Origin of the sequence: Streptomyces sp. cg40 (genome assembly GCF_050320165.1) — a bacterium.
GTDB classification, from domain to species: domain Bacteria; phylum Actinomycetota; class Actinomycetes; order Streptomycetales; family Streptomycetaceae; genus Streptomyces; species Streptomyces hokutonensis.
The window spans coordinates 9,084,924-9,102,893 of sequence record NZ_CP190128.1 but is presented as its reverse complement, the minus strand read 5'-3'; the positions used below and the strand labels follow the sequence as shown (position 1 = coordinate 9,102,893).

Annotated in this window: 11 protein-coding genes; 1 reads left to right on the top strand and 10 read right to left on the bottom strand. The window is 68.6% G+C overall.

Going from position 1 to position 17,970, the window contains the following annotated elements:
* Window positions 1-86: 86 nt before the first annotated feature.
* The gene (locus ACQHII_RS41055) at window positions 87-1,862 is read right to left on the bottom strand and encodes a tannase/feruloyl esterase family alpha/beta hydrolase (RefSeq protein WP_427923997.1); all 1,776 of its coding nucleotides are present in this window, start codon (window positions 1,860-1,862) and stop codon (window positions 87-89) included.
* Window positions 1,863-2,126: 264 nt separating this feature from the next.
* On the opposite strand from ACQHII_RS41055, the gene ACQHII_RS41050 reads away from it, so the two are divergent.
* The gene (locus ACQHII_RS41050) at window positions 2,127-3,587 is read left to right on the top strand and encodes an MFS transporter (protein ID WP_427923996.1); all 1,461 of its coding nucleotides are present in this window, start codon (window positions 2,127-2,129) and stop codon (window positions 3,585-3,587) included.
* Window positions 3,588-3,651: 64 nt separating this feature from the next.
* On the opposite strand, the gene ACQHII_RS41045 is transcribed toward ACQHII_RS41050, so the two are convergent.
* From ACQHII_RS41045 to ACQHII_RS41005, 9 genes are all read right to left on the bottom strand, one after another.
* Window positions 3,652-4,263 (bottom strand): sarcosine oxidase subunit gamma, encoded by a 612-nt coding sequence (locus tag ACQHII_RS41045; RefSeq protein ID WP_427923995.1) that lies wholly within the window; start codon window positions 4,261-4,263, stop codon window positions 3,652-3,654.
* Entirely contained in the window at window positions 4,256-7,549 is a 3,294-nt protein-coding gene (locus ACQHII_RS41040) for a sarcosine oxidase subunit delta family protein (RefSeq protein WP_427923994.1), read from the bottom strand. Before ACQHII_RS41040 ends, ACQHII_RS41045 begins: the two co-directional genes overlap by 8 nt.
* Window positions 7,550-7,561: 12 nt before the next feature.
* Window positions 7,562-8,794: a sarcosine oxidase subunit beta family protein gene (locus ACQHII_RS41035; protein WP_427923993.1), complete on the bottom strand. Its 1,233-nt coding sequence runs from the start codon at window positions 8,792-8,794 to the stop codon at window positions 7,562-7,564.
* A complete protein-coding gene (gene glyA, locus ACQHII_RS41030; protein ID WP_427923992.1) occupies window positions 8,791-10,074 on the bottom strand; it encodes a serine hydroxymethyltransferase in 1,284 nt (427 codons plus the stop codon). The genes ACQHII_RS41035 and glyA overlap by 4 nt, the downstream gene beginning before the upstream one ends.
* 243 nt (window positions 10,075-10,317) lie before the next feature.
* Window positions 10,318-12,756, bottom strand: a complete 2,439-nt coding sequence (locus ACQHII_RS41025) for a GcvT family protein (RefSeq protein WP_427923991.1) — start codon at window positions 12,754-12,756, stop codon at window positions 10,318-10,320.
* A gap of 384 nt (window positions 12,757-13,140) precedes the next feature.
* Window positions 13,141-13,623 (bottom strand): hypothetical protein, encoded by a 483-nt coding sequence (locus ACQHII_RS41020; protein ID WP_427923990.1) that lies wholly within the window; start codon window positions 13,621-13,623, stop codon window positions 13,141-13,143.
* A 247-nt stretch (window positions 13,624-13,870) separates the two neighbouring features.
* Window positions 13,871-14,848 carry an ABC transporter substrate-binding protein gene (locus ACQHII_RS41015; RefSeq protein WP_427923989.1) on the bottom strand — a complete coding sequence of 326 codons (978 nt, stop codon included), beginning with the start codon at window positions 14,846-14,848 and terminating at the stop codon, window positions 13,871-13,873.
* A gap of 14 nt (window positions 14,849-14,862) precedes the next feature.
* Window positions 14,863-16,869 carry an ABC transporter permease gene (locus ACQHII_RS41010; RefSeq protein WP_427923988.1) on the bottom strand — a complete coding sequence of 669 codons (2,007 nt, stop codon included), beginning with the start codon at window positions 16,867-16,869 and terminating at the stop codon, window positions 14,863-14,865.
* Window positions 16,869-17,957: a quaternary amine ABC transporter ATP-binding protein gene (locus ACQHII_RS41005; protein ID WP_427923987.1), complete on the bottom strand. Its 1,089-nt coding sequence runs from the start codon at window positions 17,955-17,957 to the stop codon at window positions 16,869-16,871. Before ACQHII_RS41005 ends, ACQHII_RS41010 begins: the two co-directional genes overlap by 1 nt.
* Between the last annotated feature and the right edge of the window lie 13 nt (window positions 17,958-17,970).

Here is a 17,970-nt window from a genome sequence, read left to right as displayed (position 1 = left end):
CCGGAGAGTTGCGCCGACCGCACGGACACGACACCCGGCACGATCCGAAACGTATGGATGCCGTGCCCGTCGGCTTCTCCCGTATGTCAGTTCTTGCCCTTGGTGACGACCCACTTGCGGCCCACCCAGTTGCCGACCGTCTCGTAGCCGGAGCGGAAGGAGCCGAGCCAGTCGAGCTTGAGCCTGGCCTCCGCGGTGGACTTGACGGGGGTGTAGCTGCTCGCGTCGGTGTCCGAGCCGCCCGTGGTGTTCTTGGCGTAGTACGGGAAGGGGTAGACCGGGCGGGAGGCGGTGGTGTTGCCGCCGCTGTCGACCGACTTCGTCGTCAGGCTCGCCGGGGCGTCGCCCTCGGTGACCCAGTCGGTGATCGCGGTCAGTGCGTCGAAGGTGTTCGGGCCCTGGCCGCCGCCGCAGTGGGCGACGCCGGGGAGCAGGAACAGCCGGGCGAAGGACTCGGTGGCCGCCTCGCCGCCCATGACCTTCTCAACCGCCTTGTAGTAGGCCATCGTTCCGACGGCCGGGATGTGCTGGTCGCCGAGGCCGTGCCAGAGGATCAGCTTGCCGCCGGCCTTCTTGAACGCGGTGAGGTCGGGGTCGGTGGCGTCGTACATGCCCTCGTTGGGCCGCATCACCTTGTCGTAGTAGGCGGCCGTGAACTTGATGTCCTTGTAGGTCAGGGCCGGTTGGGGGCTGTCGAAGATCTGGTAGCGCAGGGTCTCGCGGACGAAGCTCATGTCGCCGCTGGTGCCGGTCGCGGTGGCCGGGGTGATGATGCCGGCCCAGTTCAGCTCGGAGCCGCGCAACTGGTAGCCGGGGTAGAGGAGTTGGCCGTGTTCGTCGGCGGGTCCGGCGTAGATGCGGCGCAGTGTGGTGACCTGGTCGGCGGTCAGGCAGTACGCGTCGGACGTCGAGGTCTGGCCGGCCGCGCACTGGATGGTGCCGGGGTCCCAGGTGCAGCTGAGCGGGTCGGCGACGATGCCGTCGGCGGGGGCGTCGCAGCCCTTGAGGACGGCCTTGTGGAGGTCGGCGAGGTCGGCGTTGGTGATCGTCGCCGGGCCGCCGTTCAGGTACACGGACTGGGCGGTCCAGGCGTGCGAGAAGGTGTTCAGCGCGGTGAAGTTGTTGGCCGGGGCGCCGGCGATGATGCCGTCGAAGTCGGTCGGGTAGCGCTGCGCCTCGGTGAGGCCCTGGTGGCCGCCCTGGGAGCAGCCGTCGAAGTAGGAGTGGGTGGCCGCCCGGCCGTAGTACTGCTTGATGATCGCCTTGGCCGCCTGGACCAGTTCGTGGTCGGACTTGTAGCCGAAGTCGGCGCTCAGGGTGGGGTCGGTGGAGAAGAGGCCGCCGCCTACCTGGTGGCCCTCGTCGCTGGAGGCGACGGCGAAGGCGCCGGTGGTCAGCGGGACGCAGCCGGCGGAGGCGGGGGCGTTGGTGACGGTGGCGCCGCCGCACAGGCCGCCGCAGCCGAGCTGGAGGTAGTCGGCCTGCCAGCCGGTCTCGGGGAGCTTGATCTCGAAGTGGATCTGTGGGGCGATCACGCCTTTGACGTCACAAGCGGCCCAGTTGCCGAGGGTGTTGGCGCTCGCGGCGAGTTCGGTGGCCGAGCTGATCTCGAAGGGCACGCCCGGGACCGCGGCGGCCAGGTCGAGTTGGGCGACGCCGGAGCAGGACATGGCCGGCGCGATGCCCGAGGTCGAGGTGGCCGCCGAAACAGCCTTCGCCGACGCCGAGTCGGCGGCCTGCGCACCGCCGGTGGCGCTGTTGGCCAGCACCAGGCTCGCCCCGATCACCAGGGCGACGGCCGCCGCGAGGGTGGCCAGGAAGGTGGCCGAGTTCCAACGACACCTTCTGAACAGCTTGGGCATGCTGAGTACTCCGTTCGCTCGCCGGACCGGGGTCGTGCAGGCACGGCGAGGAACGTAGCTCTCCGGTAATCCGCAGGCAATAGCGTCGACTCTATTGTTGACGATTTCGTCGAAGACTTGGCGCGATACCACCGACCAGGGCCGGAGCCGACGCCCGCCGCACCATCAGTTTTCTTTCTGCGCAACTTATTGATTGTACCGACCGTTAGGTCTAATTTATCGGCTCACTGGACCTTCGCTCCGCTCACTTACGGAAGGCCGCCGATGTCCTCCCAGACCCAGATCAGTCCCCCGCAGGACGACGAAACATCACCCTCCACCGCTCGCAACGCCCTCGTGGTCATCGCGCTCGTGTGGACCGTCCAACTCGTCGCGCTCATGGCCGCGTTGTCCGGCATCGCACAGGCCGACATCGCGATCCACTTCAGAACCACGGAGATCGCGTGGTTCACCCTGATGACCCTGTTGACCGGAACGTTCTTCCTGCCGTTCGTGGTCAAGGCAGCGGCCATCTTCGGCAAGAAGCGCGTCCTGCTCGTCGCCATCGGGCTCGGCCTGGTCGGCGACCTGCTCTCGGCCGTCGCCACCGACTACCGCACCCTGCTGATCGGCCGCGGCATCGCGGGCATCTACACCGCCAGCGCGCCGCTCGCCTACGCCATCACCCGCGATGTGTTCCCCCGCAAGTGGGTCGGCGTCGCCAGCGGCATCCTGGCCGGCGGTGTCGGTCTCGTCGCCTTCGGTGGACCGTTCCTGTCCGGCTGGCTGCTGGACGACTACGGCTTCCGCGGTGTCCTGTGGTTCATGGCCATCAGCACCGCCGTGAGCTTCCTGCTGGTGGGCGCCTTCGTGCCGGAGAGCCCGGTCCGCGCGGCGGCCGGCCGGATGGACTGGGTCGGCGGAATCCTCCTCGGCGGCGGGGTCACGGCGATCGTCTACGCCGTCGGCCAGGGCTCGCACTGGGGCTGGGGCAGCGGCAAGTTCATCGGCTACGTCGTCGGAGCCGCCGTCGCGCTGGTCGTCTTCGTCTTCGTGGAGCGCCGGGTCGCCGAACCCCTGTTCCCCCTCTCCATGACCCGGCGTCGCCCCGTGTGGACCGTTCTGCTGGCCACGTCCATCGCGGCCGGCTCGCTCAGCGCCGTCGGCGTGGTGATCCAGCTCCTGATCCTGATGCCCAACATCCCCACCATCTCGGCGGGCCTCGGCTGGTCGGGAACCCACAACGCCATCGTGACCAGCCCCATCAGCGCCATGATCATCATCGGGGCCGTGGCCACCGGTTTCCTCGCCCGCCGGCTGGACGCACGCATCCTCCTGGGCACCGGCGCCTCACTCGCGGTCCTCGGCTACGGCATCGGCACCCATCTGCACCACAGCGCCCCGCAGATCATCGAGATGGGCGTGATCGCGGGGCTGGGTACGGGCATCACCATGGCGATCGTACCCATCATGATCATCGAGGTGGTCACACCCGAGGAACAGGCGCTGGCCAACGGCGTCCAGAACCTCGGCCAGGGCGTCGCCCAGATCGTCGTCTCCCAGCTGGCCTTCGTCGTGATGGCGCAGCACGGGGCGATCCTCAAGGGCACCCAGTTCTATCTCGACGCCGGCTTCACCAACGGCCTCTGGCTGGTGGTCGGTTGCGTCGCCGTGGGCGCGGTGCTCGTCGCTCTGATCCCCAAGAGCAAGCATCTCGACGAGGTGGAGGTCGGCCAGGCGGCCTGAAGTCAGCGTGCCGCGAAGGCCGTTCTCCCGGCGACGGGCGAACGGCCTTCGGCGTAGCGTCGGTTCAGGCGCTATGGAGATATTCGGCCGCCGCGTCCAGCAGCCAGTCCGTCAGATACCCGGCGAAGGACGAACGCACCAACACCCAGAATCCGGCCCCGGGTTCGTCCCGGGCGACCAGCACGACCTGGGTGCGGGCCAGGGTGGTCTGGGCACAGCGTCCGGCACCGAAGGCACGCGGGTGCAGGTCCAGGGGGCAGCCGTGGGCGAGCAGGTCGCGGGCCCGGGCGCCCGAGACGAGCAGGGTGGTGCGCTGGGCGGACACATCGGTGACGGACACATGCTCGTCACTGCTCGCCGCCCGGATCCGGTGCTCCACGTCCCGCTGCGTGCCCGGCGGCCCCACCACCAGCCACTCGTCGGGCCCGAGCCACAGCGCCCTCAACTCTCCAGCCCGCACCACTGTGTTGGGCTCCAGGGGCAGCGACAGCCCAAGAGCGAGTCCTACGGCGTCCGCCGCCGCGCCCTTCGCGTCGAGCCGGACGTTCACCTTGGCCAGGAAGGGCAGCTCGGCCAGCCGGACCGCGCCGCCGGAGGAACGGGTCGCGGCGGCCAGCCGGTCCGCGGCACCCGCGAGGGGGCTGCGGCGCGGCACGGAGAGGGCGGTGTCAGCCATCGCGGCGGGCTCCTTCGGGGTCGTAGAGGACGGGGCTCGCCACGGTGACCGGGATCAGGCGGTCGCCCACCGGGGCGTAGAGGCGGTCGCCGATGCGGTCGCGGCCGCCCTTGATCAGGGCGAGGGCGAAGGTGCGGCCGAGGGCGGCGCTGCGGTAGCTGGAGGTGACATGGCCGAGCATCGGGACGGGCGGGGCCGGAAGCACGCTGTCGGCGATCAGTTGGGTGCCCTCGGGGAGGTAGGCGGCGGGGTCGTCCGGGAGCAGGCCGACCAGGTGTTTGCGGTCGGGGCGGACGGCGTCGGCGCGGGCGTAGGAACGCTTGCCGACGAAGTCGGGCTTCTTCTTCGACACCGCCCAACTCATGCCCAGGTCATGGGGAGTCACGGTGCCGTCGGTGTCCTGGCCGATGATCGGGTAGCCCTTCTCGGCGCGCAGGACGTGCATGGTCTCGGTGCCGTACGGGGTGATGCCGAAGGGGGCACCGGCCTCGTACAGCGCCTCCCACAGGGCGAGGGCCTCCCACGGTGACACGTTGATCTCGTAGGCGAGTTCGCCAGAGAAGCTGATCCGGCACACCCTGGCCTCGATGCCGGCGACGGTGGTGTCCCGCCAGGCCATGAACGGGAAGTCGTCGTTGCCGACGGCCAGTTGGGGAGCGAGCGAGCCGAGCACCTCGCGGGAGCGGGGGCCGACCAGGGCGACCGTGGCCCACTGTTCGGTCACCGAGGCGCAGTGGACGCGGAGTTCGGGCCACTCGGTCTGGTGCCACTCCTCCATCCAGTCCAGTACCGCGGCGGCGTTGCCCGTGGTCGTGGTGACCAGGTAGCGGTCCGGGGCGAGGCGGATGGCGGTGCCGTCGTCGAAGACCATGCCGTCCGGGCGGCACATGACTCCGTAACGGATCATGCCGACCTTCAGGTTGCTCATCATGTTGGTGTAGAGCCGGTCGAGGAAGACGGGTGCGTCCGGGCCCTGCACGTCGATCTTGCCGAGCGTGGAACCGTCCATGAACGCGACGCCCTCGCGGGCCGCCGCGCACTCGCGCAGGACCGCGGTCTCCATGTCCTCGCCGTCCTGCGGGTAGTACCAAGGGCGCTTCCACTGGCCGACGTTCTCGAACAGGGCGCCCTGCATGACGTGCCAGTCGTGCAGGGCGGTCGTACGGATCGGGTCGTGCAGCGCGCCCCGGTCGCGGCCCGCGAGGGTGGCGAAGGAGACGGGGGTGTAGGGCGGGCGGAAGGTTGTGGTGCCGAGCGACGACACGTCCACACCGAGGAGTTCGGCGACCACCCCGCTCGCCAGGATGCCGGAGGTCTTGCCCTGGTCGTTGGCGGTGCCCGCTGTGGTGTAGCGCTTGGTGTGTTCGACCGAGTTGAGGCCGGCGGATGTGGCGCGGGTCAAGTCGGCGACTGTGACGTCTCGTTGGAGGTCCACGAAGCGGGGGGCTTCGGTTGCGGAGGGGACGAGGAAGACCTGCATGGCGGGGGTGGGGGCGGGTTCCGCGGGCACCTGGGGCAGGTTCGGGGCCTCGGCGGTGTAGCCCTCGGCCTCGATCGCGCGGGTGCCTGCGGCTGCGCCCTGCGCGAGGACTTCGGCCAGGTCCAGCGCTCCGTTCGCACTGCCCGCGACCTCGACCGCCTGACGGCAGGTGTCGGGGACGAAGGAGCCGAGGGTGTCGTCGTAGCGGAGCTTGCCGCCCGCCTGGCTGAAGAGGTGGGCCACCGGGTTCCAGCCGCCGGAGACCAGGAGGAGGTCGGCCGCGAAGTGCCTTGTCGTGCCTGTGGTTTCGGCGTAGGGGGCGACCGTCACGGCGCTGAGTCGCGGGGTGCCCTCGGTGGCGACGACTGCGTGTCCGGTGAATACTTCGATGCTGGCTTCTCGGGCTCGGCGTGCCCACTCCGTCGGCCCGTTCTCGGACGGGCGGGTGTCCACGATCGCCGCGATGTGGATTCCGGCGCTCGCGAGGTCCAACGCGGCTGCGTACGCACTGTCGTTGGTGGTGAAGACGACGGCCTGGCGGCCGGGCAGGACGCCGTGGCGGTTGACGTAGGCGCGGGCCGAGGCTGCGAGCATTACTCCGGGGCGATCGTTGTCCGCGAAGGCAAGTGAGCGTTCGTGCGCGCCCGTTGCGAGGACTACTCGGCGGGCTCGGATGCGCCAGACGCGTTCCCTGGAGACGTGGGTGGGGGCCGCTGCGCCGAGGTGGTTCGTGCGGCGTTCCACGGCGAGGAGGTGGTTGTCGTCGTAGTGGCCGAAGACGGTGGTGCGGGACAGGACGCGGATGTCGGGGGTGGCGGTGAGTTCCTCGCTCAACTCCTTTACCCAGTAGAGGAGTTGGGCCGTGTCGAGGAGGCTGCCGCCCAGTTCGGGGCGGTCGTCGGCGAGGACGACTCGGGCTCCGCTGCGGGCGGCGGCCGCGGCGGCCGCGAGGCCGGCGGGGCCCGCGCCGACCACGAGCAGGTCGCAGTGGGTGTGGACGGCGTCGTAGCGGGCCGGGTCCGGGGTGGCGGCGAGGCGGCCCTGGCCGGGGAGGCTGGTCGCGACGAGGCCGTCGTAGAGCTCGATCGTGGTCGCGGGGAGCATCGGCTCCGGGAAGGGGGCCTCTATCTGGATGACCGCGTTGGGTTCTTCGACTCCGGCGGTGAAGATGCCTCGGGGGCGGCCGAGTTTGATGCTGGTGCCGGTTTGGACGACGCCGTTGGCGAGGAGGGCGGAGGCGAGGGTGTCGCCCTTGTAGCCCGTGTATTCGGTGCCGTCGAAGGTGAAGGTGAGGGGGGTGTTTCGGTGGATTCGGCCTTGGGTGGGGTGGCGGTACGGATTACCCGCGGCGGAGCCGCCGATGGATGCAGCGCCCCCGCCGCCCCTACCCGTCCCGTTCCCAGGGGGCTCTGCCCCCTGGACCCCCGTCGGCCCTGAAGGGGCCTCGTCCTCAAACGCCGGACGGGCTGATGGTGCGGGACCTTGTTGAGAAGTGGACGCCCGACGGGCTGACTGTGCCTGACGTGGTTCGTATGTGTCCGGGCGTTGCTCGCCCGACCTGTACACCGTCAGGATCTCGTTCGTCGACGTGTCGCGTACCGCGTTGAACCAGCGCCGGCAGCCTGCCGCGTGGCTCCAGCGTTCCGCGAAGGGGCCTTTGGGGTTGGCGCGGAAGAAGAGGAAGCGGGCCCACTCCTCGTCGGTCAGGTCTGACGGGTTTTCCGGGTAGGCCACGTGGGCCTGGCCGCCGTAGTGGAACTCGGCTTCGTCGCGGGGCCCGCACCAGGGGCAGGGGATCAGCAGCATGGTTCGGGCTCCCTAGTGGGCCACCGCGGCGGCGCCGTGCTCGTCGACGAGCGCGCCGGTGGTGAAACGGTCGAGCGAGAAGGGGGCGTTGAGGTGGTGAGGCGTGTCGTGGGCGATGGTGTGCGCGTAGACCCAGCCGACGCCCGGGGTGGCCTTGAAGCCTCCGGTTCCCCAACCGCAGTTCAGGTAGAGGTTGTTGACCGGAGTGAGGCCGACTATGGGTGAGGCGTCGGGGGTGACGTCCACGATGCCGCCCCAGGTGCGCAGGACGTGGGCGCGGGCGAAGACCGGGAACAGTTCGAGGGCCGCCGCCATTTGCTCCTCGATGATGTGGAACGCGCCGCGCTGCGTGTAGGAGTTGTACGAGTCGATACCCGCGCCCATCACCAACTCGCCCTTGTGCGCCTGGCTCACGTACACGTGGACCGCGTTGGACATGACGACCGTGGGGTGGACCGGCTCCAGCAGCTCCGACACCAGCGCCTGCAACGGGTGACTCTGGAGGGGGAGTTCGATGCCCGCCATCGCCGCGAGGACCGATGTGTGGCCGGCTGAGCACAGGGCCACCTTGCCTGCCGCTATCGGGCCGAGCGTCGTCTGGACGCCGGTCACCCTGCCGTCGACGATGTCCAGGCCGGTGACTTCGCAGTTCTGGATGATGTCGATGCCGGCGGCATCCGCCGAGCGGGCCAGGCCCCAGGCCACATGGTCGTGCTTGGCGATGCCCGCGCGTGGTTGATACGTGGCGCCCATCACCGGATAGCGCACGTCCGGTGAGATGTTGACGATCGGGCAGACCTCTTTGACCTGGCGTTCGTCGAGCCATTCCGCGTCCACGCCGTTCAGGCGGTTGGCCTCCACCCGGCGCACGCTGTCTCGGACGTCCTGGAGGCTGTGGGCGAGGTTGAGCACTCCGCGCTGGGAGAAGAGGATCGGGTAGTCGAGTTCCTCCTCCAGTCCCTCCCACAGCTTCAGCGCGTGCTCGTAGATGCCCGCGCTCTCGTCCCAGAGGTAGTTGGAGCGGATGATCGTGGTGTTGCGGGCCATGTTGCCGCCCGCGAGCCAGCCCTTCTCCAGCACCGCGACGTTCGTGATGCCGTGGTTCTTCGCCAAGTAGTGGGCGGTGGCCAGGCCGTGGCCTCCGCCGCCGACCACGATCACGTCGTACGAGCGTTTCGGCTCGGGTGTGCGCCACAGCCAGTCGGGGTGTTCGGGGAGGTCGGCGCCCGGGGTGCGCGGGGTCATCGGGGGTCGTCCTCCTCGGACAGGTGCGGGTAGAGCGGGTGTTGCGCCGCCAGGGCCTCCGTGCGGGCGCGCAACTCGCTTGTGTCCGGCTCGGGTTGGAGGGCCCGCGCGATCACGTCGGAGACCTCCGCGAAGTCCTCCTCCGTGAAGCCGCGTGTCGCCAGTGCCGGGGTGCCGATGCGCAGTCCCGATGTGACCATGGGCGGGCGCGGGTCGAAGGGGACGGCGTTGCGGTTGACGGTGATGCCGATCTCGTGGAGGAGGTCTTCCGCCTGCCTGCCGTCCAGTTCGGAGTCGCGCAGGTCGACCAGGACCAGGTGGACGTCCGTGCCGCCGGTGAGGACCTTCACCCCGGTGTCCGCCACGTCCGGCCGCGTGAGGCGTTCGGCGAGGATGCGCGAGCCCGCGAGAGTGCGGGCCTGGCGTTCGGCGAACTCGGGTGAGGCCGCGACCCTGAACGAGACCGCCTTCGCGGCGATGACGTGCTCCAGCGGGCCGCCCTGCATGCCGGGGAACACCGCCGAGTTGATCTTCTTGGCGAGGTCGGCCTCGTTGGTGAGGATGACTCCGCCGCGCGGGCCGCCGAGGGTTTTGTGTGTGGTCGTCGTGGTCACGTGCGCGTGCGGGACCGGGTTCGGGTGCAGGCCCGCGGCCACCAGGCCCGCGAAGTGCGCCATGTCGACCATCAGCAGGGCGCCCACCTCGTCGGCGATCCGCCGGAAGGCCGCGAAGTCCAACTGCCGTGGATACGCCGACCAACCCGCGATGATCATCTTGGGGCCGTGTTCCTTGGCGAGGCGCTCCACCTCGTCCATGTCGACCAGGTTGTCGGTCTCGGAGACGTGGTACGGCACCACGTTCAGCATCTTGCCGCTGTAGTTGAGGCGCATGCCGTGGGTGAGGTGGCCGCCGTGCGCGAGGTCGAGGCCGAGGATCGTGTCGCCGGGCTTCAACAGGGCGAAGAACACCGCCGTGTTGGCCTGGGCTCCCGAGTGCGGCTGGACGTTGGCGAAGCCCGCGCCGAAGAGGGACTTGATCCGCTCGATCGCCAACCGCTCGGTGACGTCGACGTGTTCGCAGCCGCCGTAGTAGCGGCGGCCGGGGTAGCCCTCCGCGTACTTGTTGGTGAGGACCGAGCCCTGCGCCTCCAGTACTGCGGAGGGCGCGAAGTTCTCGGAGGCGATCATCTCCAACGTGGACTGCTGGCGGTGGAGTTCGGCGCGGAGCGCGGCGTGGACCTCGGGGTCCAGTTCGGCGAGGGGCGTGTTCAGGGCGTTCATTCGGCGTTCTCGTCCTTCCGGCTGGGCCTGTCCGGCGGAGCAGGTCGCAGGAAACCCACGGCGCCTGATCGACGCCGGTGAGCGGGGCGTGATGCGTGCAGCTGCAAGGCGGAGGAGGGCGGCGACGCGATGGGGGTCCCCCCGCGCGAGGTTGTTCGAGCGTGGGGGAGTCGGCAACCGACGACAACGCCGCAGATGTGCGTGCCACGCCCCGCGTCTGCGGCATGGTCCGCCGGACAGGCCCTACCCACGGAGGCGGGACATCGTCGGGTCGAACAACGGCTCCTGCGCTACGACCGCCTCGACGCGCTCGTCGAAGTAGCCGATGTGCAACTGGGTGCCGGGGGTGGTGAGTTCGGTCGGGAGCCAGGCGTAGGCGATGCCCTTGCCGATCGTGTAGCCGTAGGCGGCGCTGGTGACGTAGCCGACGGCGCGCTCGCCGTCGTAGACCGGCTCCTTGCCCATGACGACGGAGCTGGGGTCGTCGATGGTGAGGCAGGTCAACTGCCGTCGCACGTCAGTCTTTCGGCGTTCCAGGGCCGCCTTGCCGATGAAGTCGCCCTTGTCGAGTTTGACGGCGAAGCCGACGCCGGCCTCGTAGGGGTCGTGCTCGTAGGTCATGTCGGTGCCGAAGGAGCGGTAGCCCTTCTCCAGTCGGAGGCTGTTGAAGGCGCCGCGGCCCGCGATGACACCGCCGAGGGGTTGGGCGGCCTGCCACAGGGTGTCCCAGAGTTTCTGGCCCTGGTCGGCGGTGGTGTAGAGCTCCCAGCCGAGTTCGCCGACGTAGGAGAGGCGCATGGCGGTGACCGGGACCGTTCCGATGTAGGCCCGCTTGGCGCGGAAGTATTTGAGGCCCTCGTTCGTGAAGTCCTCGTCCGTCAGAGGCTGGAGGACCTTGCGGGCCAGGGGGCCCCACAGGCCGATGCAGGAGGTGCCGGGGGTGATGTCTCGGACCTGGACCGTTCCATCGGAGGGGAGGTGGCGGGTGAACCAGTCGAGGTCGAGGTTGCCGTTGGCACCGACCTGGAACTGGTCGCGGGCGAGGCGGGCGACGGTGATGTCGCTGCGGATACCTCCGTCCTCGTCCAGCAGGAGGGTGTATGTCACCGAGCCGACCGACTTGGCGACCTTGCCGGTGACCAGGCCCTCCAGGAAGTCGGCGGCGCCTGGACCGGTCACTTCGAGTCGCTTCAGGGCCGTCATGTCGTACATCGCGACCGTCTCGCGGGTGGCCTGGGCCTCGGCACCGACGATCGGGGACCAGTACTGGGCCGCCCAGTCGTTCGGGGTCGGGATCGAACGGCCTTCCACCAAGGCCGAGTTGGCCTCGTACCACTGCGGGCGCTCCCAGCCGTTCGCCTCCAGGAAGAACGCGCCGTGTTCCTGCTGGCGGGTGTGGAAGGGGCTGGTGCGGATCGGGCGCGGCTTACCGGAGGGCTGGAGGGGGTGGAGGATGTCGTAGACCTCGACGAAGTTCTGGCAGTCGCGGGCCAGGACGTATTCCGGGGCGAGTTGGTGCTGCTCGAAGCGGTTGACGTCGCACTCGTGGAGGTCGAAGGACGAGCAGTAACCGTCGACCAGCCACTCGGCCATCGCGCGGCCGACGCCCGCCGAGTGCGTGACCCAGACCGCCTCGGCGACCCAGAAGCCCTTGACGTCCGGGGACTCGCCGAGGAGCGGGAAGTTGTCGGTGGTGAAGGAGAAGAGGCCGTTGATGCCCTCCTCGACCTTCGCGTCCTTCGTCGCGGGGAGCAGGTACTGGGTCTCGGTCCAGGCGGGCGCGAAGTCGTCCTCGGTGAATTTCAAGACCGACGGCATGTCGGCCGCCTCGTCGACCGAGAGGATCTCGTCGGCCGAGATCGGCATCGGGCGGTGGCCGTAGTAGCCGATGCCGATGGCGTCGAAGCGGTCGCGGTAGTAGAGGTCGGCATCCTGGTGGCGCAGGATCGGGCGGACCGCCTCCTCGGTCTGGCCGGCGAGGGCCGGTACTGGACCGGTCCAGGCGAGCTGGTGGCCGAGCGGGGTGAGCGGGAGGTTCATGCCGACCATGCGGGCGATCTTGGGGCCCCAGATGCCCGCGCAGCACACGACGATGTCGGCCGGGATCTCGCCCTGGTCGGTGAGGACGCCGGTGACGCGGCCGTCGGCCCGCTGGACGTCCAGGACCTCGTGGCGGGCCAGGAAGGTCACGCCGCGGTCCGTGGCGCGGCGGATCTGGGCCTCCACGGCGAGGACGGCCTTCGCGAGGCCGTCGGTGGGGACCAGGAGGCCGCCGAGGACCTTGTCGGGGTTGAGGAGTGGGTGCTGTGCGAGGCACTCCTCGGGGGTGAGCAGGCGGGCCTCGATGCCCCAGGCGGTGATCCAGCCGTGGCGGCGGTGGAGCTCGGCGACGCGCTCGGGGGTGGTGGCGACTTCGAGGCCGCCGACCTGGAGGAAGCAGGGCTTGCCGTCGACGTCGAGGGAACAGAACTTCTCGACGGTGTAGCGGGCCAACTCGGTCATGGTCTTTGAGGAGTTGGTCTGGAAGACCAGCCCCGGCGCGTGCGAGGACGAGCCCCCGGTGGCGGGCAGCGGGCCCTGGTCGACCACGGTCACTTCGGTCCAGCCTCGCGCGGAGATCTCGTCCGCGAGCGCCGCCCCCACGACGCCCGCTCCGATGATGACCACTCGGGGTCCCGCCATCGCCGCACCTCCGGCTAGAAAGCAATCCGGTTGCTGTCTGCGCAACATGCTTCAGGTTGCGCAACTCAATGTGCCCGGCGCGGGAAGGGGGTGTCAAGAGGCTCGTGACGTCGGAAAACGGCCCGAAACACGCCCAGAACACAGGAATGCCCGGCCGCGTGGCGCGTAGCGCGTGGTCACGTGGCCGGGGCCGGTTTCCCGGAGGGATCGAAGGGAGTGACGTACGGGAGGAGCACGCCCAGCACGGCCGGAAAAATCTCACACAAAAGGCGCCTCGCCGGGCGCGACTGCCGGAAGCGTGGAAGCTCCCGTTCGCCGCCGGCCGGCAGGCGCCTTCTGCCATTCTCCCGTTCACACGCCGATCATCGCGCGGTGAACCCTGTTTCAGTCATGGAAAGGGCAGTCCTTGATGATGAAGAATGCCTTTCCGGGCTGATCCACACCGAGCTTCGCCTGGTCACCGGGCCGCGAACTGCCGATCACGAGGTCCGCGCCCTTGAATTGCGTGGTCTTGGAGTGCCACAGAAGTCGGCCGCCGGAATACTGATAGAACTTCACGTCACCGTTCTTCGCGACCTGCACATATGCGGACGGGCCGCTGAGGTGCCCGTTGGCCGCGTACACCGTGCAAGTCAGAGACTTGTAGGTCATGTAGATGTTGTAGTAATTCCCGACGCAGAACTTGGCCTTTCTGGACGACGGGCCATCCGTGATGCAGTGTCCCGGCTTCAGCTTGCTGCCATTGACCAGACGGTTGCTTGCCGCCGCATTGGCGGGGCTGGCCGCACCCAAGGCAATCGCGGCCGCAGCAGCGCAGACGGCCACCTTGCGGGCGGATCGGGAACTGATTCTGAAAATGCGCACCATGACGCAGTCCTCCCCGTGGATGAATGGATTCGAGTTTGGTCCTGCCGCACTCCATTCGAGGCAAGATCCTACCTTTGGGGCACGCTCATCGCGCGCTCCGAAAATCCTTTTGCTGCAACTTGACCATTCATCAAACCGCGGCAGCATCCACGAGTTCCCCGACGCATTCCGGGTGGCCCGGCCGCGTGACGACGCGTCACATGGTCGGGCCCCGGGGATCACTCACTCGCCGCAAGCACCGCCGGCACTACTTGAGCCAGGCTTTGACCTTGTCCGGATTGGCGTCAACCCACTTCTTCGCCGCGGCATCGTCGGACAGCTTGTCCTGAGCGATGTACTTGGCCACGGTGTTCTGGTCGTCGTTCGTCCAGTTGAAGTTCTTCACCAGGTTGTAGGCGGGGCTGCCAGACTTGGCGAACTTCGCGCTGACAATCTTGTCCAGGTCGTACACGGGATAGTCGCAAGCGACCTTCGTGGCGACGGCGTCACACCCCGTCGTGTACGTCGGCAACGCGACCTTCTTCAACGCCACCTCGGACAGGAACCACTGCGGCTCGTAGAAGTAGCCGATGACCCACTGCTTGTTCTTCTCGGCGGTCCGGAAGGCCTGGATGAGCGCGGTCTCGCTGCCCGCGTACACCACCTTGAAGTCCAGCTTCAGATTCGTCACCAGCGCGGCGTCGTTGGTGACGTACGACGGATCGCCGTCAAGGAGTTGGCCCTTGCCGCCGGACTCGGAGGTCTTGAACTTCGACGCGTACTTGTTGAGGTTCTTGTAGTTCAGGATGTCGGGGTGTGCCTTGGCCAGCCACGGCGGCACGTACCAGCCGATGATGCCCTTGTTGCCGGTCTGACCGGCCTCCACGGCGGTTTTCTGCTGGGTGATGTACTTCTTCTTCAGGTCGTCGTGGCCCCAGTTCTCCAGGACCGCGTCGACCTCGCCCGTGCCGAAGCCCTGCCAGGCGATCTGTTCCTTCAGGTCCTTCTTGTTGACCGTACAGCCGAGTTCGTGCTGCGCGACGTACGCGACGACCGCCGCGTCCGCCTCGTAGCCCACCCACGGGTTGACCGCCAGGTTGAAGGTCCCGCACTTGGCCGAGCTGCCCGAGCTGCTGCCCGAACCCGAGCCGGAGGACGTGTCGCCGACCTTCGCCCCGCTGCAGGCGGTGAGGGTGAGGCCGAGAACGGCCAGGCCGGCCGCGCCGGTTCGCCAGTGTCTTGCCATGGTGTTGTGCTCCTTTAAGCGCTGGTTCGGCGCGCGGCCGCCTGAGTGATCCGGTCGAACATGACTCCGAGCAGTACGATCGCGAGCCCCGCCGCCAGCCCCTTGCCGACCAGCTGTCCCTGCTCGAATCCGGCCACAACGTCGTAGCCGAGGGCGCCGGCTCCCACCAGACCGCCCACAACAACCATCGACAGCACGTAGATCAGGCCCTGGTTGGTCGCAAGAGTCAGGGCGCTGCGTGCCATCGGGAGTTGAACCTTGGTGATGATCTGCCAGGTGTTGCACCCGGCAGCGGTGGCCGCTTCGACGGTGGTCTCGGACACATCCCGCACCCCGTCCGCGATGATCTTCATGGCGACCGGCGCCGCGTAGACAACCGCGGCGACGATGGCCGTGAAGCGGGTCGGGCCGAACAGCGCGAGGAACGGCACAAGATAGACGAACGGCGGCATGACCTGCGCAGCGTCCAGAGTGGGCCGCAGCAGCCGGTCCACCAGCGTGCTGCGCCCCATCCACACGCCGAAGGTGATGCCGAACACCATCACCAGCACCGTCGCCACAACGGTCGAGGCGAGCGTCGTCATGCTGTCCGACCACACGCCCGTGCCCACCAGGAGGCCCACACACACAGCCGTGGTGATCCCGGCGCGCCAGCCGCCGAGCACCACACCGATCCCGATCAGGGCCGCCCCGACGAGCCACCACGGGGAGTCGGTGAGCAACGACTGGAACGGGTTGAGCAAGCCGTTGGTGAGCACGTCGCGAAAGCCGTTCGTGATGCCCGAGAGGTTGTCCTGCGCCCAGGTCGTCACGCTGTCCGCCGCGCTCGCGATGTGAGTGCCGGCGGTGCCCCGGCCCGGGAACTGCGCCGCCCACAGGTAGGTGTGCGAGAGGTACACGAGCACCAAGACGCCCACCGCGCCCGCCCCGAGCAGCGGCCGGCGCAACTTCAGGAACCGGCCGGTGGAGTTGCGAGCCTCCTCCGTGCGCGTGCTCGACGCGGTCGTAACCCGGTCGAGGACGATGGCCATGATCACGATGGCCAGACCGGCGTTGAACGCCGTACCGACGTCGAGCGATTCCAGGGCCTGCATGACGGTCTTGCCGAGGCCGGGCGCGTCGATCAGGGCCGCGATGGTCACCATCGCGAGGGCGGCCATGATGGTCTGGTTGACGCCCATCACCACGGTCCGCTTGGCCATCGGCAGCAGCACCTTGAGCAGCGACTGCCAACGGGTCGAGCCCATCGAGTCGGCCGCTTCCACGGTCGTCTCGGGCACGTTGCGGATGCCGTGCGCGGTGATGCGGATCGCGGGCGGCGCCGCGTAGATCACCGTGGCGATCACGGCGGAGGCCGGGCCGATGAGGAAGATCAGGGTGAGGGGGGCGAGGTAGACGAAGGTCGGCATCGTCTGCATGAAGTCGAGGAAGGGCGTGATGATCCGGTTGAACCGGTCGGACAGCCCCGCCCACACTCCCAGCGGGATCGCGAACACCAGCGCCACGAGCACGGCGGAGAGGGTGAGCGCCAGGGTGTCCATGCTTTCCTGCCACAGGCCCTGGAGCCCGAAGAAGGCGAAGCCGGCCATGGCGAGGAGCGCGACCCGCCAGTTGCCGACGGCCCAGGACACGAAGCCGGTGATGCCGACGACTCCGAGCCAGCCGATCTGCGGGACCGGCCGGTCGCCGCTCGGCTGGGAGATCAGGTCCTGGACGAAGGTCACCAGGTTGTCGATGACCAGGCGGATCTCGTTGAAGAAGTAGAGGAAGAGCGGGTTGGAGTTGCGGTTGGCGCCGACCGAGTCGTTCAGGTCGTTGAACCACCGGTGCAGCCCGGTGAGATCGGCCGCCGCGAGCGTCAGCGTCTGCTTCCCGCGCAGCACGGCGAACAGCACCAGCCACACGACGAGGATCGCGCCGACCATCATGGACCGGGTCACCTTGCGGCGCGGGCCCTTCAAGTCCGGTACGGCGTCCGCGACTTGGGCTGCGGGCTCCGGTTTCTCCACGGCGACGGTCATCAGGCGTCGCCTTCCCGTCCGGCGACGATCGCGAGGATCTCCTCGTCGCCGACGATGCCGAGCAGTTTGCCGTTCTCGACGACCTTGACCGGCCTGTCGGCCGCGAGGACGGCACGGGTGGCCTCGCGTACGACGACGTCGGGGCCCAACTCCGGTCCGTCCAGGGGGTCTTCGTCCACGGCCGGGCGCATGATCCAGCGCAGGGTGAGGACGTCCCCGCGCGGTACGTCCTTCACGAACTCGCGTACGTAGTCGTCTGCGGGCGCGCCGACCAACTCGTCGCCCGTCCCGCACTGCACCATCTTGCCGTCGCGCATGATGAGGATGCGGTCGCCCAACTTGAGGGCCTCGGAGAGGTCGTGGGTGATGAACACCATGGTCTTGCCGACCTCGTGGTGCAGCCGGATGACCTCGTTCTGCATGTCACGGCGGATCAGCGGGTCGAGCGCGGAGAACGGTTCGTCGAAGAGGAGGACGTCCGGGTCGCCGGCCAACGCCCGTGCGAGACCGACGCGTTGCTGCATACCGCCGGAGAGCTGGTCGGGGTAGGAGTTCTCGTACCCGGAGAGCCCCACCAACTCCACGACTTCCAGGGCCCGTTTGGTGCGCTCGGCCTTGCTCATACCGCGGATCTCCAGGCCGAACGACACGTTGTCGACGACCCTGCGGTGCGGCAGCAGGCCGAAGTGCTGGAAGACCATGGAGAACTTACGGCGCCGCAGCTCGCGCAGCCGCTTGGCGTCCGCGTCCCGGATGTCCTCGCCCTCGAAGACGATCTCCCCCGCGGTGGGTTCGATCAGCCGGGTCAGACATCGCACCAGGGTGGACTTCCCGGAGCCGGACAGGCCCATGACGACGAAGACCTCGCCGGGCGAGACCTCGAAGTTCACATCGCGTACGGCGGCGGTGCAGCCGGTGCGGTCCATCAGCTCACGGCGGGTCAACCCGCACAGTTCCTCTGAGTCGGGTACCTGGTCCGCCTTCGGCCCGAACACCTTCCACAGCTTGCGCACGGAGATGACCGGGGTGGGGCCCGAGTCCTGGGGCGTGCCGCGCCGCTGCGGCACCTCGGTCTGTGCTGGGGTCACGATCGACCTCTTT

Excerpts from the sequence above, each read along its gene's own strand:
- ACQHII_RS41055 (WP_427923997.1), bottom strand. The coding sequence starts at position 1,862 with ATGCCCAAGCTGTTCAGAAGGTGTCGTTGGAACTCGGCCACCTTCCTG.
- ACQHII_RS41050 (WP_427923996.1), top strand. The coding sequence starts at position 2,127 with ATGTCCTCCCAGACCCAGATCAGTCCCCCGCAGGACGACGAAACATCA.
- ACQHII_RS41045 (WP_427923995.1), bottom strand. The coding sequence starts at position 4,263 with ATGGCTGACACCGCCCTCTCCGTGCCGCGCCGCAGCCCCCTCGCGGGT.
- ACQHII_RS41040 (WP_427923994.1), bottom strand. The coding sequence starts at position 7,549 with ATGCTGCTGATCCCCTGCCCCTGGTGCGGGCCCCGCGACGAAGCCGAG.
- ACQHII_RS41035 (WP_427923993.1), bottom strand. The coding sequence starts at position 8,794 with ATGACCCCGCGCACCCCGGGCGCCGACCTCCCCGAACACCCCGACTGG.
- glyA (WP_427923992.1), bottom strand. The coding sequence starts at position 10,074 with ATGAACGCCCTGAACACGCCCCTCGCCGAACTGGACCCCGAGGTCCAC.
- ACQHII_RS41025 (WP_427923991.1), bottom strand. The coding sequence starts at position 12,756 with ATGGCGGGACCCCGAGTGGTCATCATCGGAGCGGGCGTCGTGGGGGCG.
- ACQHII_RS41020 (WP_427923990.1), bottom strand. The coding sequence starts at position 13,623 with ATGGTGCGCATTTTCAGAATCAGTTCCCGATCCGCCCGCAAGGTGGCC.
- ACQHII_RS41015 (WP_427923989.1), bottom strand. The coding sequence starts at position 14,848 with ATGGCAAGACACTGGCGAACCGGCGCGGCCGGCCTGGCCGTTCTCGGC.
- ACQHII_RS41010 (WP_427923988.1), bottom strand. The coding sequence starts at position 16,869 with ATGACCGTCGCCGTGGAGAAACCGGAGCCCGCAGCCCAAGTCGCGGAC.